The organism is Aquisalimonas sp. APHAB1-3 (assembly GCF_048323695.1).
Classification (GTDB): domain Bacteria; phylum Pseudomonadota; class Gammaproteobacteria; order Nitrococcales; family Aquisalimonadaceae; genus Aquisalimonas.
Genome location: NZ_JBLWFT010000020.1, coordinates 1 through 20,663 on the forward strand (window position 1 = coordinate 1; position 20,663 = coordinate 20,663).

The window sequence follows — 20,663 nt, forward strand, 5'->3', positions numbered from 1 at the left end:
GCCTTGATCGCCTGCATCCGCAGGGCATGCATGGCTGCCTTGTCGATGGTACGACCGTCGTTCGAGCGTTTGCATTCCATGGGCGAAAGCCTAACACCATGGCTTTACTTTGTTAAAGGTTAGTACCTCCAGACGTTCAAGGATCCGGACCAGCCGCCCCGACCGGGGACGGCCTCACTCTCGCTCGTCGAACAGTGCCTCGAGCCGCTCCGAGTCTTCGTCACTCCAGTTGTCAGGCTCCGTCAAGGCGACCCACGCTTCGATGTAGTGGGCTTCGGCATATTCATGGCCGTACCCGGTGGGAGCACGTCCAGCGGCCATGTCGGCGAGCAGCTGCAGCATGGTCACCACCGGGAACCAGCGCAGATCGTCGGACACGTCCGGTCCGCGCGGCTCGCGCATCCAGTCGGGCTCGCTGTAGAACGACATGGGGTCGAAGAACGTCACCGGATCGCTGGCGTACTGCAGTATGACGATGCGGAACTGGCCCCAGTCCGTGTCGAAATCATCGAGCCCGCCGTCCTGATTCATGAAGCGCACCACGGAGCCGTCCCGGAAACGGGGCAGCCAGGCGGGGGAGCCGGCATCGCGGCCCGCCGTTACCGTCCGCCACGTCTCGCTACGGAACGGCGGCCCACTCCACAGGGCGCCATGGAATGGGTCGTCAATGATGTCGTAGACGTCGAAGGAGCGGTCGGAGTTCAGCGCACCGAGGCTCAGGCCGTGGAGGTAGAGGTCGGGCCGGTCATCCTCCGGGAGGTCGCTCCAGTACCCATAGACGCGATTGAACAGCGCCCGGGCGGTCTCCTGGCCGTACTCGCCTTCCACCATCAGCGACAACGGGCTGGGGAGATAGGAATACTGTGCAGTCACCGTCGCCACATCGCCGCGGAGGATGTACTCCACCGGGTTCTGCGCCGCATTGTCGACCCAGCCGCGCCCGGTCGGCGTGGCCAGCAGCAGCACCGAGCGTTCAAAGGCGTCGACACGCAGGAGCTCCTGCAGCGCCAGATCAGCGTGCTCCTCCGGGGTATCGGCCGCATTGAGACCCACGTACACCCGGATCGGATCCGGCGCCCGTTCACCAAGAAAGTCACCGATCTCGTCGCCCGTCGGCCCCGAGGTGACAAAGCGCCGCCCCCGCCCGCCGAGTTCCTCCCAGGTGATCAGGGACTCTGGCCCGCCGGTGCTGACCGGGTCATCGGGCCGCGCCACGTCATCCTGCATCAACACGTCCAGCTGTTGATAGGAGTTGTCCGCGGCCCGCAACCCCAGGGTGAAGATCACGCCGTCCACCACCGACCAGAACAACGCCAGTGCGGCAAACACGCCGACCACGTGAGACACGCGCCGGGGCACGTAGCGCTCGAGGCGCCGGGACAGGATCTGGAACGTCCACAGAAACAGCCGGGCCAGCAGCACCAGCACGACGAACACCAGCATGGCAATAGCGGCAACGGTAAGCGGCTGCACACCACCGGCAGGCTCCGTTTCCATGAGTGCGCGCACGGTGTTTTGCCACTCGGAGGCCTGCCACAGAAAGCCGATGGCGAAGAGCATGCAGACCACCGCGGCGCCGATCCGCGCCAGGCGATCGAGGCGAACGCTGGGGACCGGCAGTTCCAGATAGTTCCACAGCCAGCGGGCCATGACACCCAGGGTGTAACCGGCAGTGAACGACACGCCGGAGATCACGCCCTGAATGACGGAGGGCCGCGGAATGAGGCTGGGGGTGAGCGAGAAAGCGAAGAACAGCGTTCCGAGTAGCAGTCCTGTCGTGCAGAACTGGCGCAACCACCGCCAAACCCACTGCATGCCGTGCAACTCCCGTTGAACCGAACGGGCCCGAGTCTACTAGGATTCGCCTCGATCGTCCCAGGTGCCCGAACGCGCGGCAGTGTCCGCCGACAGGCTCGGGTGGTCCGCCACCGGGGAATCCAGGTGATAGCCCTGCACGAGATCCACGCCGATGGAGCGCAACATCTGCAGGGTGTCCTCGTTCTCCACGAACTCGGCCACCGTCCGTTTTCCCAGCCCCTGGGACACATCGATCATGGCACGCACGAACGCCTGATTGTCCGGATTGTTGGGCAGATCCTGCACGAACATGCCGTCGATCTTGAGCACACGAACCGCCAAATACTTGAGGTAGGCGAACGTGGAGAAACCCGACCCGAAGTCATCAAGGCACACGGCGCAGCCGGTCTGGTGCATCTGCTCGATGAAACGCTGGGCATTCTGCATCTCCGCGACCGCCGCCGTTTCCGTGATCTCGATGATGAGCCGCCCGGGGTCGACGCCGTGCTGCTCGAGCGACTCCCTGATGAAGTGCGGCAGGCCGGGTTCGTCGATGCTTCGCCCGGAGACGTTCACCGCCAACGCTGGCACCGAGGGGTGCCGCTGCAGCGTTTCGATCCCGCAACGCAGCACCCAGCGATCAATCTCCATGATCTGACCGGTTTTCTCGGCCAGCGGAATGAACTGCCCCGGCATCAGCAGATCCCCGTGCGGGGATTCGTTCTGCATTCGCACCAGCGCTTCCAGGTGGCTCAGGGTCCGGTCTGCGGCATGATAGACCCCCTGGAAGTGCAGCTCGAATCGCCCGTGGTCCAGCGCCTGAGCGATTCGCTGGCTCCACGACATGCGCTCCAGCATGGCCTCGGTATCACTGCGCTCCGGGTCGTAGACCGCCCAGGTGTTCTTGCCCTGATTCTTGGCCTGGTACATGGCAGCGTCCGCGTGCGCCACCAGATCGTCGGCCTCGGTGCCATGAGCCGGAAAGAGCGCAATACCCAAGCTGGCCGTAAGCCGCAGGTTACTGCCCCGAAAACGCAGCGGGATGGCGGTAATGGCATGCAGGATCCGCTTTGCCAGATGGGTTGGTTCATCGTCGCTTGAGATCTCGGCGAGAATGGCGAACTCGTCGCCACCGAGCCGCGCAAACACCTCGCCACCGCGCACCAGACTGGACACCTCCCCCGCCGCACGCACCAGCACGGTGTCGCCGGCGCGGTAGCCGAAGTTGTCATTGATGTGCTTGAAGTCATCCAGGTCGAAGTACATCAGTGCGAACCTGGATTCGAGGCGCCGCGCCGTCTTCAGCATGCGATCCAGATGTTCCTGGAAGCGGTGGCGATTGTGGAGTCCGGTGAGCGGGTCGTGCTCTGCCAGGTAAACGAGCTGCTGGGCGGTCTGGCGCTCGTGCGTCACGTCTTCGTAGATCCACAGCCGCCCGATCAGCCGACCTTCTGTATCCGACACCGGATAAGAGACCTGGGTGAGAATCCGGCCGTCGTAGAGATCCAGCTCGAAGCGCTCGCTGATTTCGTGGGTGTCCAGCACCTGCAGCACGTGCTTGGAGGCGTGATCGGGCCGTGAGAATCGGTGCGTGGAGTGCTCCAGCACCTCCGTGGTGGGCCGCCCGACGAGATTCAGCTCCACATCGATGGACCAGATCCGCTTGAACGCGGGATTCACGTACTCCACCAGTCCTGCCCGGTCCTCGAACAGAATGCCGATACTCATCCCCGATAGCAGGGCAGCCATCCGCCCCTGCTCCCGCTGCGCGACCTGCCGCAGCTGCGTCTGTTGCCGCTCGGACTGTCGCAACTCCTCCATCATCCGGTGCTGCCCGGTCACGTCCTGCACGGTGCCGGAGAAGCGGTCGGGCAACCCGGATCCATTGCTCATCAAGCGGTAGGTCGGCGCCAGATAACGTACCGAGCCCACCTCGGGGCTGGTTCGGAACACCTCGCCGACGGGGTACCCCTCCGCCGGCATGGAGGTCCAGACGTGGCGCACGGCGTCGCGGTCCTCATGATGGACATGCTCGAGGAATCGCTCCAGCGAGGGAACGCGCGCATGCTCTTCAAACCCCATGAGACGGTACATCTCCTGCGACCAGTAGGTGCCGCCGGTGCGCAGATCCACCTCCCAGTGACCGAGGCGCGCGTGCTGTTCCGCCTGCTCGAGGCGATCGTTGGCCTCCTTGAGGATGCGCTCCGCCTCCAGGCGCTCGGAGATGTCGTGGGCGATGGCGACGAAACGGGCGTCGCCATCGCCGGGGGCGACACACTGCAGAAACACCTCCACCGGCACCCGGCCACCATCACGGGTCAGGTGCTCCGTCTCGAACCGGATCACCTCTTTGTCTCCCGACAGCAGGGGCTCAACCAGCTCGCTGAGGTAGCGGGACTCCGGATAGTGCATGGTCAGTTCATAAGGGTGCCGGGCCAGCAATTCGTCACGGGAATACCCGGTCTGCCGCTGCGCACCCTCGTTCACGTAGGTAAACCGCAACGACTCGGCCTCGAAGATGAAAACGGCGTCCAGCGTCCGGTCCAGCGTCGCCCGGAACCGCTCAAGCCGCGTCCGGGCCACGCGCAGGGGCGTCACGTCGATGGTATGGCCTTCCAGGAAACGCAGCTCTCCCTTGTCGTCGAAAACACCCCGACCGCGGTCGTAGAACCAGCGGCCTTTGCCGGCTCCCAGCACGCAACGGTATTCAACGCCAAACTCCCGACGCTCGGCTATCGCCTCCTGGACCGAACGCCACACTAGGTCCTTGTCATCGGGGTGCACCAGATCATCAAGAACGACGTCCTTGCCGTCGAGGAAGTCCGCGGCATCGTAGCCGGTCATCTCCTTGATATTCCCAGCGAGGTAGGAGACAGGCCACTCCGGTTTGTTATCACAGCGGTAAATGAAACCACTGATGGTGCCAAGCAGACGGTTATGGTCCTCGCTGCTCTCGGCACTGACCCGGCGCACGAGTCCGACCAGAGCGATCGCCATTGTCACCGTCGCCAGGGCACGGCTCAGGCGGATGGGGACACCAGTCTGGGCCAGGAAACCGTCCTGCGTCGGCAACCACTCGGGAAGACCCGGCACGGGGGTGCTCAGGACCGGGATCATGAGGCCGTAGCCGGCCATGGCCACGGCCGCGAGACGCAGCCACGATCTATGGGGCGTGACGGCGGCATGGACGGGCCGCACCGCGCTCGCGGCCCAGAGCGCCCAGGCGGCCAACAATGCGGCAGGTAGCCCGAGGCCGATTCTGGACGCGGCGAACAGTGCGTCGGGAGTCGTACCCGCCATCAGGACCACCGCCAGCACCACCAGCGTCAGCGGCGGGTAAACGGTGGGTGAAGGTAGCCGTACGCGGTTCGGCAGATGATTGAGCGTACGGCGGCCGAACTCCAGCAGCGCCAGGTACGACGTCGGCAGGACGACGGCATTGACCGCCAGCAGCCAGGCCGCCGGTTCTCGGGCGATCTCCCACCCGATGAACACCGCGAGCCCGTGCAACAGCGCGAAGGCCGCCAGCAGCCAAAGGGTCCGCGCCAGGTGGAGTGCGCCTCCACGCCTGGGAAGAATCAACGCCACGACGCCAAGGGCGATGAACGCAAGCCCCTGCAACTGGTAGATCAAACCAGTGTGGGTTTCCAGCAACTCAGTCAATCACGCCACCCAATCACTCAGTGCCCGATGCGTCTCCGGCGAAGCGCCGAGGACACCGGCTCAGCCGGCCGGCTTGTTTTCGTTATCCCCTTTGGGTTGCACGAGGATATGGGATCCTTGGCTCGAGCGCGAATCCGGCGTGCCTGCTCACAGGCGCAATTCAGCCAGCATGGGCTCCAGGAACACGCCGAGGACAAAGGCCACCACCGCGGCACCACCGCCCATGAGCAGCGTCTCGACGCCCGCCCTTAAGCGCGGCGTATCAAGCACCCGCCCCTTGACCCAACCGATCGCGAAAAGCGCCACGCCCGCCACCGCGCCACTCGCGAGAAAATACGCCTGCCCCTGCATCAGCGGTATCAGAAACGGCAGCAACGGAGCGGCACCCACGAGCAGGAACATGGCAAAGGTGGCGGCTCCGGCCTTCAACGGTGACGGGCCCTGCAGAGCCATGCCGTGCTCTTCCTGAATCATGGTGTCGATCCAGAGGCGATCATCCGCCGTCAAGGTCTCCACGATCCGCTCAAGGGTGTCTCCGTCGAACCCCTTGCTTCGAAATATCTGCCGGATCTCCTCCCGCTCTCCCCGGGGATCGAGCCGTATGTGCCGATCTTCCTGTTCCCGCAGTCGCGCCCGCGCATCGTGGTCGCTCTTCACCGCCTGATAGTTGCTCACAGCCATGCTGAAACCATCAGCGACCAGGCTGGAGAGACCGAGCACGAAGGCAACCACCCCGGGAAGCCCGGCGCCGGCGACACTCGCGACCACCGCAATGGTGGTCACGCAGCCGTCGATACCGCCGAGAATCGAGTCGCGCAGGTAGCTCGGCGCAGGCGATACTGCCAGACGACGTCGGATCGCGTCCGGGTCGTGGCTGTGCTCAAGCTCCCTGCTCATGCCTCACCTCTGCCGTCTCGGCCACATCCCGGTCACGCAAAGGAGGTATGGCCTCCGGCACGTCCAGGGTGACGAAGTGGCTGACGCCGCCAACCACTGCGATGCGCGCGCCACCGGCTTCGGCACTGCGGCGCATGGCGGCCGGATCCAGAATGCGATCATGCTCCGGCACCAGTACGAGGCGGTCCGGCAGGTGGCGCAGATCGTCGATCGGCCGTTCGCGCACCCACCTGGCTATATCGGCGAGATTCCGGCGCATGATCACCGCCCGGCGGGGGTTGAACGGCAACGACCGGATCAGGTGCCGTTTCCGGGCGTCAGACAGATCCCCCCAAAGCCGTTCGTTGCGCGGATTGACCGGTTGCAGGCGCCACAACGGCAGCAACAGCGGCAGGAGCAGCAGAACGACGCCGGGGAGTTCCCGGGGCTGGCGCGCCCGGGGCAACACCGGCGCCTCCAGCACGGCTTCCGCACCGGCAAACAGATCCGGCCGGCGCCGCGCCGCCTCCACCAGGACCGCGCCACCGCGGGAGTGCCCGTGAACCCGCACCAGGGGAGCCCGGGCCAGATGTTCTGCCGCCTGGATCACCACCTCGGCTTCGTAACCGATAGTGCCCAGTGGCGATTCCGGCGCCCTCGACCACGGCGGCGCTCCACGGTCGGTCGCCGATAGGGCCGGGTGATAATCGCCGTTGCCGACCAGAATCAGCTCCAGTTGCGGATCTTTGTAGAGAGCCGTGAAATACGCGGGACTCTCGCAGAATCCGTGCACGGCGATCACGGCCCGGTCAGCGTCCGGCGCGCCGCGTCGATACACTCTCGCCGCACCGATCGCAAAGCTCTGGCCGTCAAACGGTTCGACCGCGGGTGCGGACCCGGCACGCCGGTCCAGCCAGAACCACAGAGCCACGACCAGCGCAACGATGATCAGGAGCACCCAGGTCATCCACAACCTCCCTGCAGGCATGAGCGCGATTGCTGTTCCGGGGATAGTAACCCGACTTACCAACCTTCTCAGAAGTGTTGTCAGGTATCATGGTGATCCACCCGAACGGAGGACCCATGGCGAAGCTCCTGCTCAACCTGCGCAACGTCCCCGAGGACGAGGCCGACGACGTGCGCGCCATGCTGCGTGAGCATGCAATGGACTTCTACGAGACACCGCCGAACCGGTGGGGCCTATCCATGGGCGCCATCTGGCTGCGGGATAACGATGATTATCCGCGCGCCAAGGCATTGCTGGACAACTATCAGCAAGAGCGCGCCCGGCAGGCGCGGGCGGATTACGAACAGCAACGGCGGGAAGGCACCCAGGAGACGTTCACGACCCTGTTCCTGCGGGACCCGGTCAAGCACGTGCTCTATCTGTGCATCGTGCTTGCGATTCTGTACTTCTCGATCACACCGTTCCTTGGGCTTATCGGCTGAGTCGCGGGCAAAAAAAACCGCCACCCTCCGGGAGAGGATGGCGGTCATTGTGGAGCGGAAGCCGGTTACTTGGCCTTGCTCACCGCGGCGGACGCGCTCGTGGCGCTGTCCTGGGCCACCTTCTGCGCCTTCTCCACGAAGGCCTGGTTCAGGGAAACCACCTTTTCGGCGTCACCCTTCACGCGCTCACCCAGTTCCTGAGCAACCTTCTGCTGGTTCTCGACATAGGCGCGTACGTCGGACGGATCCTTCACGTCCAGCGCCGTGCGGACCTGCTTGAACGCGGTGTCGGCGTAGGCTTTGGCCGCATCGGACTGCACCTTGGCGATCTGCTCGAAGTGATCCAGAACCAGGCTCGCGTAGGTGCGCACCGGGGCGCCGACCACACTGTCGAACTGCTTCTGTACCTGGGCAACAGTTTCATTACTCATAGCAACGTCTCCTTTTCATGGGGCAAAGGCAACGTGCCTTTGTTGCGGTGCAATATAGCAAAGCTTATGACGCGCCGCAACATTTCTCCGGTATATTTTCTCGCTGGCCGAACCCGGGTCCTCAGGACCAGTCCGACAGCTTGCCCATGTCATTCCGCGGCAGTACGTCGCCGAACGTCACGGCAGCCGGCCGCTCCGGCGCCGTAAGCTGCGCATGCAGCCAGGCGGCAATCCGCTCGCGGGTCGCCTCGTCATCGGTACGGGGCACTACGAATGCCTTGAGACGCTGGCCATGCGCAGTCTGGCGTGTTCGCACGGCACAGGCCTCGATGTCCGGGCACTGCTGCATGCGCTCGCGCACCGCCGACGGAACCACATTGACGCCGGCAATCTGGACGGCTTTATCTCGTCGACCGGAGGGCCGGAGACGTGCGTCGCCCTCCCAGATCACATGGTCGGGAAGATCCACAGGGAACCCGTCCGGGCGTACCAGGGCTGCGTTCCCGTGGGGCCGCCAGTGACCGAACAGATGAAACGGCTCCCCGGGCGCGTCCCGCCACCCGATTCCGCCCGTCTCGGACGAGCCGTAAATCTCGAGCAACCGGGTGAGGCCCGCGCCGGCAAGTGTGGGCCACAGGTGCTCCGGACAGGGCGCCGTTGACGTCACACCGACAACGCCTCGCGGGAACGGTCCGAGGCTCGCAGCCAGGTACTCCCAGCGCTCGGGGAACGCGACCACCAGATCGCCCGCCTGCAAGCCACCGTGAACGGCTGCGTCTGCTTCCGGGCCTGAGAGCAGAGGCACCTGCAACCGGGACGCCAGCAAGGGCCCCCAGATGCAGCCGTAAATGTGGCGACAGGGTACGAGCAGGAGGATCCGGCCCGTACCGTTGATCAGGGACGCCAGGTGATCAAGCTCTGAGTCGAGGTGCGCCCATGACTGGAACCGCGTCGACGGCGCCCCCGTCGTCCCCCCGCTGCGGAAGGCAATACCATCTGCGCCCTGACGCATCGTCTCCAGAACCACCTGCGCCCATTCGCCAATCGTCCGGTACCGGAGCAGATAATCTTCTGTGCCTACCGCGTGGAGGCGGAAGAAGGCGTTCACCGCCTGCGCCGCGGCCATGAACTCCAGCGAGTCCATGCGCAGCGGGGCGTCGTTCATGGGGGCATCGGGCGACAGCAGGCCCTGCATGGAGCGGACGTCTTCGCCGCGCTGATCGGCGAGCTCGCAGGCAATCAGCTCGCCGATCAGCGCCTCACACCCGGATCGGGTAAGAGGCGCTCCGGTACATTCACGCGGTGAGACCATTACAGCCGCTTCACGAAGATCCAGTAGCTGTTGCCCACCAGCGCCTTCTTCATGTGAACCTTCACCTTGGTGGGCTTCATCTGGTAGTCGAACGTGTACTCAAACATGGTGTTGAGGTCACCCGCCTGAACCCCTTTCTTGAACCGGCCGTGGAATTCGTCACTGTCCGTGCAGGGCGCCACGTCGGTGAAGAAGTTCTTACCGATCACATCATCGGGCTGACGCCCGGTGATCTCCCCTTCCGCCTTGTTGTAGCTGAGAATCTTGCCGGACGGATCCAGCTGGATAGCCCCGAAGGCCAGCCCGTCCAGGTCTCCATCAGACATTTTGGCAAGGGTGTTCTCGATATCATCCGAACCGAATCCAACAACTTCCATGCAACCTCCTGAGTCGCGTCGCCCGGCCAATAACCGGCTTGATGTGAAACAACACCCACTGTTGTACAGATATATACAACATTTGTACAACTACTGATAAGCGATATGAGACGGCCGTCACAAACCAGCTCGGCGCGGCATCACCCTGACCCAGTCCCCGGGAACGAAAAGAGCCGACCACGTCACCGTGGCCGGCTCTCGGAGCACTTCCTGTTGTGTGGACGCGCCGCTTACTGCATGCCCGGGCTACCGCCGCTGGGAGCCGGGTCATCCGTCTCCGCCCCGGGCGTGTCCTGCGGTGTCTGATCCTGCGGCGCTTCCTGCCCCGGAGTCGTCTGCGGCTGCCGAGCCTCTTCGGCACCGGGTTGCTGCTGTTCCCCACCCGGCCGCTGCTGGCCTGCGCCGGGCTGCTGCTCGCCAGGCTGTGGCTGTTGACCGGCCTCACCCTGCTGACCGGCACCAGGCTGCACGTCCTGCTGGCCGGGAGCACCACCAACTCCACCCGGGGCACCTTGACCTTGCCCGCCGGGCTGCGTGCCTGGCTGCTCGCCAGCCCCTGCACCCGGCTGTCCGGGAGCCTGACCACCCTGGGCTCCGGCGCCAACACCAGGCTGACCGGCGGCTCCGCCTTGCCCTTGCTGACCCGGCGCCGCACCCGGCATGCCACCGGGCTGTCCACCGTCGCCAAGGCCGCCACCGGGCGCCTCAGAGGGACGGGACTGGTGCGGGTCTTCACCCGCCTGCTGTTCCTGCCGGATCCGCTCCCGGACCGGCGGACCGGGATCGGCCTCGCCCTGTTGATCCGGTCCGGCACCCGCACCAGGCTGCCCGCCCTGCATTCCCGACTGACCCGCCGCCCCGGCACCAGGCGTCCTGTCCGCGGCGGAGCCGGCGCCGGGCTGCATGGCCATGGCGGCGGCGGGCAGGCCAATCAACGCAACCAGAGTCACGGCTCGTACTGCCGAACGCATAACCTTCTCCCAACTGATCGTGGCACGCTCTCCGCGTGCGGGCACCAATGATTCCCACATCCTAACGTGCGACACCGCAACACCGACAACCGTTCCCGACCGACGTCACCCGACCGCAACACTGCGGCTCCAGGGCTACGAGTGCCGGTCCTGATCGCGCCGCTCGAATTCGCCTTCGATCGCATCCTGCCCGGAGGGCGGACGCCGCCTTGCCTGGCCATCGATCGGGCCGTACTGAACGTGCACCCGCCGCATCAGCGCGTGTACCACCAGGCGCCGGGTAAAGGGGATCAGGCAGGCGAACCCGATCAGGTCGGTGGCAAACCCAGGGGTCAGAAGCATGACACCACCGACTGCCAGGGCCATGCCTTCGAACATCTCGACCGCCGGAACCGTGCCGCGATCCATGTTGGTCCGGGCGCGCCGAAGTGTTTCCATCCCCTGCTGGCGCAGCAGCAGCCCCCCGATCACGGCAGTGAGCACGCACAGACCAATGGTCGAGAGCGCACCGACAACCTTACCCACTTCAATAAGGATGAAGATCTCGACCAGGGGAACAATGATGAGTAACAGGAGTAACGCGGGCACGATCGACCTCGGCACGTTGTAACGGGTTTCACAGGGAGATGGCGGCGAGAGTCGCGGAATGCAATCCCGACACCAGTCAACCTGTCAGTGGCCGGGCAAAGCTGAGCTCATTGCCGTCCGGATCCTGGATGTGGAAATAGCGCTCACCCCAGAACGCATCCGCCGGTTCCGCTTCCGGCTGCAGCCCGGCGTGCACGGCACGGCGGTACATGGCATCCACGTCGGAGACATGAATGATGGTACGCCCCCAGAGCGCCTCCGGTGGCCGCCCGGCCATCAGGTTCAGGTAGCCGGACCCGACATGAAAACTCGTGAACGTCGCGTCGGCACCGCCGTAGTGCATCTCGAACCCGAGCTTACGATAGAACGCGACCGCGGCGGCCATGTCGGCCGTGAACACGGTCACGGCGCTGATTGCCTCGAATTCCGGCTCCATTTCGCTCATGGACCCTCCGGCCGGCGCTGCATTGCTCAGTGAAGGCGGCCCGGCTCTTCCGTCAACCGGATCTGCCAGTCACCGCCGTGGGCGCGGGCGCACTCTTCTTCACTGTCGAACCCGACGTGCTGTCGCACGTCGCCGACACTCAACCCGGCCGCGTCCAGCGCCTCCGCCGTGAGATGGCTGAGATACGCATCATGTCCGGCGCGCAGCGCGGCCGCCAGGTTGGCGTTGGTGTCGAACACCCAGACCACCTGAATGCTGTGCTGCACGTCATTGTAGTCAAGAACGTGCGTCACCCACTGGAACCCGTCCAGTTCCTCCCGCGCCGCCTCGCAGGCGCGGCCCAGCATGGTTGCCAGTTGATCTTCCAGGTGCTTGCGATCCGATTGCTTCATGGTTTTTCAGACAGTCTCGTGAATCGTGATGGATTGCGCCGCGCAGAAGGCGCGGAAGGCGTCGACCTCGGCCACGGGAATGGTGATATCCATGCCAACCCCTTCACCATAGCGGATGGCGTCAACCTCGCCCCGATGCCCCTGCACCCAGTGGCGCATGGCCTGCTCCTGGGCAAAGTGCATTGCCACGGTGACGCCGCAGACCGGCTCGTGCAGCGTAACTGGCAACTCCGAAAGCACGGCCTCGGTGGCCTGGGCGTAGGCACGGGTCAGACCGCCCGCACCCAGTTTGATACCGCCGAAATAGCGGATAACCACCACCAGGACATCCCCCAGCCCCTTGTGCTGGATGACGTTGAGAATCGGTCGCCCGGCGGTCCCTCCCGGCTCGCCGTCGTCGTCGCTCGCCGCAGTGCTGGCCGATACCGGGTCGCCGATCAGATACGCCCAGCAATGGTGGCGGGCATCCGGGTGTTCGGCGCGCGCCTGCTCCACGTCTGCCAGCGCCGCTGCCCGGGTTTCGACCCGGCTGGCGCGCGCAATGAACCGGCTCCTGCGAACGGCGATCTCCCGTTCCAGCGATTGGGCGGGCACCGTGTAGCCGGAACTCATGGCCCGCGCCTCATGCCGCCCGGTGTCGCGACGGCAGAGCTGCGAGTACGCGCTCTGCCGCGCTCTCGGGATCCTGCTGCATGAAGCAGTGACCGCCCGGCATCCGCTCGACCGCAATCCCCGGCATCACGCCCGGTAGCCGCCGGGCGGCGTCGCTCACGAACGGATAGCTGTCGGCACCATGCAGCATGAGCACCGGCGCGCTCACCCGTCCCAGGGTACCCCACAACCTCCGTGGCGATGAGCCGAAGATCTCCGCCTCACGCTCGGGGCGACAGCGCAGCGTCACACCATCGGTATCGTCACGCAGGGCGTGGGTGACGTAGGACTGCAGGCAGCGGTCCTGCCAGCCGCGGAAAATCCCCCGCCCACGCAGGCCCTTGAACGCGCTGTCGCGATCGGGCCAGTGGTCACGGCGGCGCGCCGCCTGCCGCGCCATGGGCGTGCGCCGCGACAGCCCCAGCAGTTGCAGCAACGCCATGGACCGGAGCATGGCCGGAGGAAACAGAACCGGGTCCAGCAGTACGCCCTGGTCGAAGATATCGGCCCGTTGCCCCATCATCAGGGCGATCATGACACCACCAAAGCTGTGTCCCATGCCGACGACCGGAACGCCCTTCCACAGCGGCGCGAACTGCTGCCATGCGTCCAGGCAGATCTCCGCGGTCCGGTTCCAGCCACGGAAGGCGCCGCCGTGATCACTGTTGCCGTGCCCCTGGACGTCCGACAGGAACAGGTCGTAATCCCGGGCCAGGCGGCTCAGCATCGCCTCGTACACCAGGCCACACATCCCGTTCCCGTGGATGAAGTGGATGACAGGGCGGCCGCTGGGGGGCGAATGCCAGCCACGCACGGCGAAGCCGTCCCCCGTGTGGTGCTCCCACGGCACGAGCTGATCCCGCAGCGACGGTGATCCACTGCCGGTCATGCGTCAGCCTCCCCCGGCGCGGAGGCGAGCCCGTACTCCTCGACGCCGAACCGCTCCTCGTCGCGGCGCAGACCGAGCCAGACGGTGTCGTCGCACTCCTGCAGGACCTCTTCCACCGCGTCAGCGGGCAACCACAGCACCTGCGCTTCCACGCCGGCGGCGCGCTCCACGGTGGTCCGCCAGTCTGCATCGCGGCCGGGGTCACACCCGGGCGCGAACAGGGCGCCGACATCGCCTTCGCGCAGCCCGTTGCTCACCAGACAGAGGCCGTGGCCGACCTGCAGATGCAGCCCCGCGGGGATCGCGTCCAGCGCGATGTGCTCCAGCGGCGGCAAGGCACCGGAGGGTGGCTTTGGTGCCCCCGTGATGCGGTAACGGTTCTCGAGCATCTGATCCGGGGTGGGATGATGCCGATCGCTTGCCAGAGCGTGGTCGAGCAGCGCGCGCACATGCGCCTGTTCGAACGGCAGCCAGGTCCAGTCAGTGGTGGTCATGATGTGGTTCTGCATCTCGCCGGGGTTCGGATCGGGAGTCTAACAGGACACCCGACTCCAGTGGTCACTCCGGTTATGTTATATGATAACATTCCAGATTCTTTCATCACCTTCAGGGAGGACCCCCATGGAACGCCTGCCCGTTACCGTTTTGTCCGGCTTTCTGGGCGCCGGCAAGACGTCGCTGCTCAACCATGTGCTGCATGCGCCTCATGGCAAACGCATCGCCGTGATCGTCAACGACATGTCCGAGGTGAACATCGACGCCAGCCTGGTGCGCGGCGATCGGCCGCACCTGGAGCGCGCCGACGAAAAGCTGGTGGAGATGAGCAACGGCTGCATCTGCTGCACCCTGCGCGAGGATCTGCTGGTGGAGATCAACCGCCTTGCCGCCGAACAGCGATTCGACTACCTGCTGATCGAGTCCACGGGCATCTCGGAGCCGCTGCCAGTGGCGGAAACATTCACGTTCCGTGACGAGAACGGGCGCAGCCTCTCGGACATGGCCCGCCTGGACACCATGGTCACGGTGATCGATGCCGCCAATTTCCTGCGGGACTACGCGTCCCAGGATCAGCTGGGCGACCGCGGCGAACAGGCGGGCGATGACGATGAACGCACGGTGGTGGACCTGCTGGTCGACCAGGTGGAGTTCTGTGATGTGCTGGTCGTGAACAAGACCGACCGGGTCACCCGCAGCGAACGTGAGCGCCTCACCGGCATTCTCCGGAGTCTCAATCCGCGCGCCCGCATCGTGGACTGCCAGTACGGCCAGGTTGCCCTGGACGCCGTTCTCGACACGGGCCTGTTCGACTTCGAGCAGGCGGCGCGCGCCCCCGGCTGGCTAATGGAGCTGCGCGGCGAGCACACGCCGGAGACCGAGGAATACGGCATCAGCAGCTTCGTCTACCGCGCACGGCGCCCGTTTCATCCGCGTCGCTTCTGGGATCTGATCCATTCCGAATGGCCCGGAGTGATCCGCTCGAAGGGCCACTTCTGGCTGGCCTCGCGGCACGATCTGGTGGGCAACTGGTCCCAGGCCGGCCCGGCCGCCGAGCACGGTGCAGCCGGGGTTTGGTGGGCGGCAGCGCCGGAAGGCGCCTGGCCCGACGATCCGGAAGCCACCGCATTCATCCGCGAACGCTGGCAGGAACCCCATGGGGACCGCCAGCAGGAGCTGGTGCTGATCGGCATCGACATGGATCGCGACGCGCTGACGGCCCGGCTCGACGCCTGCCTGCTCACGGATTCGGAGCTGGCGGGCGGCCCGCAGGCCTGGCGGCGCATGGAGGACCCGTTCCCGGCCTGGGGCCTCACAGAGCCGGAACCCGCCTGAAGGCTGCGACTACCTGCCATCCGGGGACGACACCCCCGGAGTGGCAGGTTCCGGCCTGCTTCAGGGAGCGGACCGCCTCAATCCTCGTCGAGGTGGCCAAGATCCTGAAGGAACTCGCGCAGCATGGCCACGGCTTCCGCCGCCTCGTCACTCTCGGCGGCGACATTGTCCCAGTGGGCCTCGGAGGTCTCTACCAGACGCTCGTGGACATCATCCGGCAAGGGGTTCAGCTCCACCCCGTCCTCGGCAAGCACGCGCTGCTTGGTCATCTCCTCGTGATAGATGTACTCGTTGGTGCGCTCCCAGTAGTGCTCCTCCAGAGTATCCATGAGAATGGCATGGATGTCTTCGGGGAGCGCCTCTACGGCCTCCTCGTTAAATATGAACGTGTCGTCGCTGATGCTGAGCGGCGGCTCCACGTGATAGGGCGCGACCTCGTAGAGGCTCATGCTGTCGGCACCCTGGTACGCTCCCCAGTGTCCGCCATCCACTACACCGGTGGAGAGGGCCTGATAAAGCTCTTCGCCGGGCACGTACTGGGCCGCGGCTCCTGCCTCCGAGAGCACGGTCTCACTGAGCCCCGACGTGGCGATGCGCGCACCCTCGAAATCCTCCATGGACTCGATGGGCTCGCTGAGCACGATCTCCTGGGTGAGCATCTTGTCCGGGTGGTAGAAAACACCGTACTCGGACGCCTCCTCGCGGATCATCTCCTCGAATCCCAGGTGGCGATAGAAGTACACCGCTTCCCAAACCTCCTGGAATGAGAACGGCAGCCCAGCGGCAACGCTGGCCAGGGACAGGCGGTCCTGGAGGAAAAACGGCGACGTGGTCCCCATCTCGACGATGCCACGCTCGACGGCCGCCCAGATCTCGTCGGTGCCGAACAGCTGCCCGGCTTCGTAGAGTTCCAGTTCCAGCCGGCCGTCGGTGCGCTCGTAGAGCTGATCCCGCAGTTTCTCGAGACTGGCTTCGTAGGAGGTACTGGCACTGGGCCAGTGCGACTGAACACGCCAGGTGATGGTCTCGTCGTCGGCTGTCGCCCCGGCATGCGGCAACGCCAGGCCAAGGCCGATCATCACGCTCACGCTCCACTTTCCCATGGCTACTGTACTGCTCATGTTTCTCCTCCCCGGGGTTGCCCCCCCTGTTATGGCTCTTGCAGGCCGGCCCTGCGGGTTGACCTGCTTTCGACCGTAGAGATGGCCCATCGGAGGGGTCAATCATCAAACCCATGAAATCGTCTCATCGCCCACCATGCACGCAGTGCATGAATGTGTTCCGGCCGCTATTGCACGGATCCACACCAACCTATATCTTGGGCCCGTCTTCAAAAGAACCACCACATCGTGATGGTTCAGCGGGGAACACCGGTGAGAGTCCGGGGCTGTCGCGCAACGGTATGGCGGATGCATTCGCCGAGCCCGAATACCGCGGAAGACGTTTACGGGAGCCTCGCGCCAAGGTTCTCCGGCAACGGTGCACACCACCTCCGGATACCCGCGAAGGCTTCTCCAGCCGCGATGCCCGCCCGGCCACCCGGCGCGTCGGCATCACACAATCAGGGATGTTCGGAGGAGCCCGACATGCAGACGATTACACCCCATTACGCAACAGCCACCCCTGCGTTCGACGGACACCACGCACTGGTTCTGCGGACCCGTCTCGATCCACTGCTGCGCCGGGTTCTTCACGGGCTGGGCGCCCGTGTCGAGCCGCTGGAGTGGCGCGGATTCATCGGCCCGGCCGTGGACCGCATCGGCGGACCTGCGGCGCACAACGCACCGGACCACCTGGACGCGGACGGTGCGGAAGCACTGATCGAACTGCTGCAGCGCATGGAATCCCGTGGCGGCGCCCCGCGCTGGGTGCACCACATGCTGAACAGCTATCGCGCCGGGGCACTGCTGGAGCGCGACGGCACGCTGGAACTCGGGGATTCAACCACGCCGTCCTGGCTGCTGGGGGAGGTGCTGCGACTGCCAGGGCGCCAGCGCGTGGCGTGAACGGTCAGTCAACGGGGCGCGGCGCAATCCGCCCCGCCCCGGACGGATCAGACCGCGGGCGTGACCAGCACCTTGCCAGTCCGCTCACCGGAGGCGGCCTCGGCCACGGCCGCCTTGATGTCGGCGACGTCGAAGCGGGCGTGGACGCGGGCCGAAAGCTGCCCGGAGGCAATCATGCCGGCCAATTCCCCGTAGAGCCCCTGCTGCTGTTCGCGTGTGGCGTGCTGGAACCAGCGGGCAAGCCAGAAGCCCTTCACGCTCAGGTTGCGGAATACCAGGTGCCGCGGCGCCACCATGCAGGGATCGCCGCTCATCATGCCGTAATTGACCAGGGTTGCATCGTCGCTGAGGGCCGATGCCAGATGGTCCGTGGCCGATCCACCCACGGCGTCGATCCCCAATCGCACCGGGGCATGGCCGCTGGCCTCGGCAACACGCTCGGCCAGGTCCGGCCCATCCACCAGGACGATCTCGGCACCCTGCTCCTGCAATGGTGTCACCGCCGATGCGCGCCGCACCACGTTGACCGTCTTCAGGCCACGGAGCTTCGCCAGGGTAATCAGGTAGCCACCGACACCGGAGTTGGCGGCGTTCTGGATCAGCCACTCTCCCGGCTGCAAATCCACGAACTCACTCATGAGCAGTGACGCGGTGGGTGGATTGACGGTCATCATCGCCAGCTGTTCCGGGTCGGCGTCGTCGGGCAGCGGTACCAGCTTGCGGGCCGGTGCCAGCACGTGGGTTGCCCAAGAACCACAGCCGACCGGCAGCAGCACGGTCTGCCCCCTGCTGAAGCCGTCCACGCCCTCTCCGCACTGGACCACCCGCCCGACGCCCTCGTTGCCGCCCACCGCCGGCAGAGGTGGCAGCATGCCGTACTCGCCGGTGAGCGTGAGCACGTCGGACGGATTGATCGGCGCCGCGACCACCTCCATGAGCACTTCGCCGGCACCGGGGGTGGGGGTCTCCCGTTCCACCGCGTCGATGACGTCCTGGGGCACCGGACCGCGGTGTTCGTAGATCGCCTGCAGCATCACCATACTCCTTGCTCGTGTACATGGGCTGAATACGCCGGCGTATGGTACACCCCGGGCGCGCTTCCACGCTCCCGGGTTCGAACACGGATTCGAGCGCAGCCTATTTCAGAAACACGTACTGCCCAGGCGCGTCTTCCATGGGGACGATGCCCTGACCGGGCGCCCCGAGCTCCGGCGGTTTGCGCCGGTTGCCGGAACGCGCCCGCAGCCACTCCCGCCACTCGGGCCACCAGGACCCGTCCTGCACCGGCACCTGCTGCACGAATGCGTCGGCGTGCATGAGCAGCTCGTCCGGCTGATGGGTGTTGACCCGGTACCGGCGTCGCGGGTGCTGCGGCGGGCTCACGATCCCGGCGTTATGCCCGCCGTTGGTCAGCAGGAACGTCACCGGGCTCCGGGCCAACCGATTGATCTTGTAGACGGACGTCCACGGTGCCACGTGGTCCCGCTCAGTGCCCACCACGAAGAACGGTGCGCCCACGTCGGCCAGGTGGACGACTTCCCCGTCCACCTCGAACAGGCCGTCGGCGAACTCGTTATCCAGATACAACCGTTGCAAGTACTCGCTGTGCATCCCATAAGGCATGCGGGTGGCATCCGCATTCCAGGCCATGAGGTCATTCATGGGCATGCGCTCGCCGCGCAGATACTGATTTATGGACGCAGACCACACCAGGTCCTGTGAGCGCAGCAGCTGGAATGCACCGGTCATCTGTTTGCCGTCCAGATGACCGGTTTCCCACATGATGTCATCCAGGAAAGTGACCTGGCTGTCGTCGATGAAAAGCCCCAGCTCCCCCGGCTCCCGGAAGTCCGCCTGGGCGGCGAACAGGGTGAGCGTGGCCAGCCGCTCATCCCGCTGGCGGGCCATGGCCGCAGCGGCAATCATCAGCAGCGTGCCGCCCAGGCAATACCCCACGCCATGCACGCGCTGGCCAGGCACAACCGCACTGATGGCATCCAGCGCCGCCATCAAACCAAGTCGCCGGTAATCGTCAAAGCTGAGATCGCGGTCGGCGGCATCCGGGTTCTTCCAGGAGATGGCGAAGACCGTGTACCCCTCCTCCACCAGGTAGCGAATCAGCGAGTTCTCAGGGCTGAGGTCGAGAATGTAGTACTTCATGATCCACGCCGGCACCACCAGAATGGGCTCCGGATGGACAGTCTTCGTCCCAGGCTCGTACTGGATCAGTTCCATGAGCCGGTTCCGGTAAATCACTTTCCCGGGCGTCACGGCCACGTTATCGCCCGGCTGATACGTCTCCGCTCCTGCCGGTGGCGCACCGCTCAGTGCACGCTGGAAGTCCTCGCGCAGGTGCTCGGCCCCTCGCAGCAGATTCGCACCGCCCTCCTCCATCGTCTGCCGCAGCAGCTCCGGGTTGGAGAACAGGTAATTGCTTGGCGAGAACACGTCCAGGATCTGCCGGCCAACGAAATTGACCACCTCCTCGTGGTGGGGCGTGACACCGCGCACCCCGGTGGTGGCGTTGTGCCACCACTGCTGGGTGAGCAGAAACGACTGATGGATGATATTGAACGGCCACTGCTGCCATTCGGGCGCGTCGAAACGGTGATCATTTGGAAGGGGGTCGATGCAGGGCACCGCGCCGCCACGCTGGCTTTGGCTGGCGTAGAGCGCCAGCCGCGACGCCTTGCGCAGGACCTTGTCCACCAGCTGCGACTGCTTGCCCGGTGCACTGGCCAGGTGCAGTGCCCAGTCCAGGTAGGCCAGCTGCAAAGCGGCCGGCGAAAGCCCCATGGTGGCGCGGCCGATGGCCGCTCGCACCAGACGATCGATCGGGGGAGGCGCATCGGGCGGATTGATGTCCTGAGTCGGTACGGTACTTCTGGGCATGCTTCCTCCCGGCACGGGGCAACGGAGTGACGCCCTCCATTGAACACCCTCCCCGCTGCCAGTCAGTTGATCCGGATCAAGACCAACGCCTCGC

At 65.3% G+C, this 20,663-nt stretch carries 20 protein-coding genes and 1 riboswitch; of the genes, 4 read left to right on the forward strand and 16 right to left on the reverse strand.

Annotated elements, in window-relative coordinates:
• Positions 1-174 precede the first annotated feature (174 nt).
• The 4 genes from ACNSTU_RS16790 to ACNSTU_RS16805 all read right to left on the reverse strand — a co-directional run bounded on the left by ACNSTU_RS16790 (position 175) and on the right by ACNSTU_RS16805 (position 7,303).
• Positions 175-1,815 (reverse strand): alpha/beta hydrolase, encoded by a 1,641-nt coding sequence (locus ACNSTU_RS16790; RefSeq protein ID WP_418212759.1) that lies wholly within the window; start codon positions 1,813-1,815, stop codon positions 175-177.
• 39 nt (positions 1,816-1,854) lie between these two features.
• Positions 1,855-5,460, reverse strand: coding sequence for an EAL domain-containing protein (locus ACNSTU_RS16795; RefSeq protein ID WP_418212760.1), 3,606 nt, complete (start codon positions 5,458-5,460; stop codon positions 1,855-1,857).
• Positions 5,461-5,607: 147 nt separating this feature from the next.
• Positions 5,608-6,357 carry a VIT1/CCC1 transporter family protein gene (locus ACNSTU_RS16800; RefSeq protein WP_290630418.1) on the reverse strand — a complete coding sequence of 250 codons (750 nt, stop codon included), beginning with the start codon at positions 6,355-6,357 and terminating at the stop codon, positions 5,608-5,610.
• The gene (locus ACNSTU_RS16805) at positions 6,341-7,303 is read right to left on the reverse strand and encodes an alpha/beta fold hydrolase (protein ID WP_290630416.1); all 963 of its coding nucleotides are present in this window, start codon (positions 7,301-7,303) and stop codon (positions 6,341-6,343) included. Before ACNSTU_RS16805 ends, ACNSTU_RS16800 begins: the two co-directional genes overlap by 17 nt.
• 116 nt (positions 7,304-7,419) lie before the next feature.
• Between ACNSTU_RS16805 and ACNSTU_RS16810 the strand changes: the two genes are divergently transcribed.
• A complete protein-coding gene (locus tag ACNSTU_RS16810) occupies positions 7,420-7,785 on the forward strand; it encodes a DUF6164 family protein (protein WP_290630415.1) in 366 nt (121 codons plus the stop codon).
• Positions 7,786-7,850: 65 nt separating this feature from the next.
• Here ACNSTU_RS16810 and ACNSTU_RS16815 read toward each other — a convergent pair whose 3' ends face one another.
• The 3 genes from ACNSTU_RS16815 to pyp form a co-directional block, all read right to left on the reverse strand.
• Complete coding sequence (locus tag ACNSTU_RS16815; RefSeq protein WP_290630413.1) at positions 7,851-8,216, reverse strand: phasin family protein; 366 nt, start codon at positions 8,214-8,216, stop codon at positions 7,851-7,853.
• Positions 8,217-8,337: 121 nt separating this feature from the next.
• Positions 8,338-9,528 (reverse strand): AMP-binding enzyme, encoded by a 1,191-nt coding sequence (locus ACNSTU_RS16820; RefSeq protein WP_290630411.1) that lies wholly within the window; start codon positions 9,526-9,528, stop codon positions 8,338-8,340.
• Positions 9,528-9,905, reverse strand: a complete 378-nt coding sequence (gene pyp, locus ACNSTU_RS16825) for a photoactive yellow protein (RefSeq protein WP_290636865.1) — start codon at positions 9,903-9,905, stop codon at positions 9,528-9,530. Before pyp ends, ACNSTU_RS16820 begins: the two co-directional genes overlap by 1 nt.
• 215 nt (positions 9,906-10,120) lie before the next feature.
• Between pyp and ACNSTU_RS16830 the strand changes: the two genes are divergently transcribed.
• Complete coding sequence (locus tag ACNSTU_RS16830; protein WP_290636866.1) at positions 10,121-10,927, forward strand: hypothetical protein; 807 nt, start codon at positions 10,121-10,123, stop codon at positions 10,925-10,927.
• Positions 10,928-11,011: 84 nt separating this feature from the next.
• Here the strand turns inward: ACNSTU_RS16830 and ACNSTU_RS16835 are convergent, their stop codons facing one another.
• The 6 genes from ACNSTU_RS16835 to ACNSTU_RS16860 form a co-directional block, all read right to left on the reverse strand.
• Positions 11,012-11,464: an FxsA family protein gene (locus tag ACNSTU_RS16835; protein ID WP_290633537.1), complete on the reverse strand. Its 453-nt coding sequence runs from the start codon at positions 11,462-11,464 to the stop codon at positions 11,012-11,014.
• 76 nt (positions 11,465-11,540) lie between these two features.
• Positions 11,541-11,909, reverse strand: coding sequence for a VOC family protein (locus ACNSTU_RS16840; protein ID WP_290633539.1), 369 nt, complete (start codon positions 11,907-11,909; stop codon positions 11,541-11,543).
• A gap of 26 nt (positions 11,910-11,935) precedes the next feature.
• The gene (locus ACNSTU_RS16845; RefSeq protein ID WP_290633541.1) at positions 11,936-12,301 is read right to left on the reverse strand and encodes a hypothetical protein; all 366 of its coding nucleotides are present in this window, start codon (positions 12,299-12,301) and stop codon (positions 11,936-11,938) included.
• A gap of 6 nt (positions 12,302-12,307) precedes the next feature.
• Positions 12,308-12,913 (reverse strand): IMPACT family protein, encoded by a 606-nt coding sequence (locus tag ACNSTU_RS16850; protein ID WP_290633543.1) that lies wholly within the window; start codon positions 12,911-12,913, stop codon positions 12,308-12,310.
• A 10-nt stretch (positions 12,914-12,923) separates the two neighbouring features.
• Positions 12,924-13,841 (reverse strand): alpha/beta fold hydrolase, encoded by a 918-nt coding sequence (locus ACNSTU_RS16855; RefSeq protein WP_290633545.1) that lies wholly within the window; start codon positions 13,839-13,841, stop codon positions 12,924-12,926.
• Positions 13,838-14,335, reverse strand: coding sequence for a hypothetical protein (locus tag ACNSTU_RS16860; RefSeq protein ID WP_290633547.1), 498 nt, complete (start codon positions 14,333-14,335; stop codon positions 13,838-13,840). Before ACNSTU_RS16860 ends, ACNSTU_RS16855 begins: the two co-directional genes overlap by 4 nt.
• 127 nt (positions 14,336-14,462) lie before the next feature.
• Between ACNSTU_RS16860 and zigA the strand changes: the two genes are divergently transcribed.
• Complete coding sequence (gene zigA, locus ACNSTU_RS16865) at positions 14,463-15,671, forward strand: zinc metallochaperone GTPase ZigA (RefSeq protein ID WP_290633549.1); 1,209 nt, start codon at positions 14,463-14,465, stop codon at positions 15,669-15,671.
• A 77-nt stretch (positions 15,672-15,748) separates the two neighbouring features.
• On the opposite strand, the gene dctP is transcribed toward zigA, so the two are convergent.
• The gene (gene dctP, locus ACNSTU_RS16870; protein ID WP_290633551.1) at positions 15,749-16,792 is read right to left on the reverse strand and encodes a TRAP transporter substrate-binding protein DctP; all 1,044 of its coding nucleotides are present in this window, start codon (positions 16,790-16,792) and stop codon (positions 15,749-15,751) included.
• 202 nt (positions 16,793-16,994) lie between these two features.
• Positions 16,995-17,124: riboswitch (cobalamin riboswitch) on the forward strand.
• 133 nt (positions 17,125-17,257) lie between these two features.
• Here dctP and ACNSTU_RS16875 point away from each other — a divergent pair.
• Positions 17,258-17,677 (forward strand): hypothetical protein, encoded by a 420-nt coding sequence (locus ACNSTU_RS16875; RefSeq protein ID WP_290633553.1) that lies wholly within the window; start codon positions 17,258-17,260, stop codon positions 17,675-17,677.
• Between the two features lie 47 nt (positions 17,678-17,724).
• Here ACNSTU_RS16875 and ACNSTU_RS16880 read toward each other — a convergent pair whose 3' ends face one another.
• A complete protein-coding gene (locus ACNSTU_RS16880) occupies positions 17,725-18,711 on the reverse strand; it encodes a zinc-dependent alcohol dehydrogenase family protein (protein WP_290633554.1) in 987 nt (328 codons plus the stop codon).
• Positions 18,712-18,814: 103 nt separating this feature from the next.
• Positions 18,815-20,569 (reverse strand): PHA/PHB synthase family protein, encoded by a 1,755-nt coding sequence (locus ACNSTU_RS16885; RefSeq protein ID WP_290636870.1) that lies wholly within the window; start codon positions 20,567-20,569, stop codon positions 18,815-18,817.
• Positions 20,570-20,663: the final 94 nt, after the last annotated feature.

Bases quoted from the DNA above. Each gene is read 5' to 3' on its own strand.
- ACNSTU_RS16790 (WP_418212759.1), bottom strand. From the start codon at position 1,815: ATGCAGTGGGTTTGGCGGTGGTTGCGCCAGTTCTGCACGACAGGACTG.
- ACNSTU_RS16800 (WP_290630418.1), bottom strand. From the start codon at position 6,357: ATGAGCAGGGAGCTTGAGCACAGCCACGACCCGGACGCGATCCGACGT.
- ACNSTU_RS16805 (WP_290630416.1), bottom strand. From the start codon at position 7,303: ATGACCTGGGTGCTCCTGATCATCGTTGCGCTGGTCGTGGCTCTGTGG.
- ACNSTU_RS16810 (WP_290630415.1), top strand. From the start codon at position 7,420: ATGGCGAAGCTCCTGCTCAACCTGCGCAACGTCCCCGAGGACGAGGCC.
- ACNSTU_RS16815 (WP_290630413.1), bottom strand. From the start codon at position 8,216: ATGAGTAATGAAACTGTTGCCCAGGTACAGAAGCAGTTCGACAGTGTG.
- ACNSTU_RS16820 (WP_290630411.1), bottom strand. From the start codon at position 9,528: ATGGTCTCACCGCGTGAATGTACCGGAGCGCCTCTTACCCGATCCGGG.
- pyp (WP_290636865.1), bottom strand. From the start codon at position 9,905: ATGGAAGTTGTTGGATTCGGTTCGGATGATATCGAGAACACCCTTGCC.
- ACNSTU_RS16840 (WP_290633539.1), bottom strand. From the start codon at position 11,909: ATGAGCGAAATGGAGCCGGAATTCGAGGCAATCAGCGCCGTGACCGTG.
- ACNSTU_RS16845 (WP_290633541.1), bottom strand. From the start codon at position 12,301: ATGAAGCAATCGGATCGCAAGCACCTGGAAGATCAACTGGCAACCATG.
- ACNSTU_RS16850 (WP_290633543.1), bottom strand. From the start codon at position 12,913: ATGAGTTCCGGCTACACGGTGCCCGCCCAATCGCTGGAACGGGAGATC.
- ACNSTU_RS16855 (WP_290633545.1), bottom strand. From the start codon at position 13,841: ATGACCGGCAGTGGATCACCGTCGCTGCGGGATCAGCTCGTGCCGTGG.
- ACNSTU_RS16860 (WP_290633547.1), bottom strand. From the start codon at position 14,335: ATGACCACCACTGACTGGACCTGGCTGCCGTTCGAACAGGCGCATGTG.
- zigA (WP_290633549.1), top strand. From the start codon at position 14,463: ATGGAACGCCTGCCCGTTACCGTTTTGTCCGGCTTTCTGGGCGCCGGC.
- dctP (WP_290633551.1), bottom strand. From the start codon at position 16,792: ATGAGCAGTACAGTAGCCATGGGAAAGTGGAGCGTGAGCGTGATGATC.
- ACNSTU_RS16875 (WP_290633553.1), top strand. From the start codon at position 17,258: ATGCAGACGATTACACCCCATTACGCAACAGCCACCCCTGCGTTCGAC.
- ACNSTU_RS16880 (WP_290633554.1), bottom strand. From the start codon at position 18,711: ATGCTGCAGGCGATCTACGAACACCGCGGTCCGGTGCCCCAGGACGTC.
- ACNSTU_RS16885 (WP_290636870.1), bottom strand. From the start codon at position 20,569: ATGCCCAGAAGTACCGTACCGACTCAGGACATCAATCCGCCCGATGCG.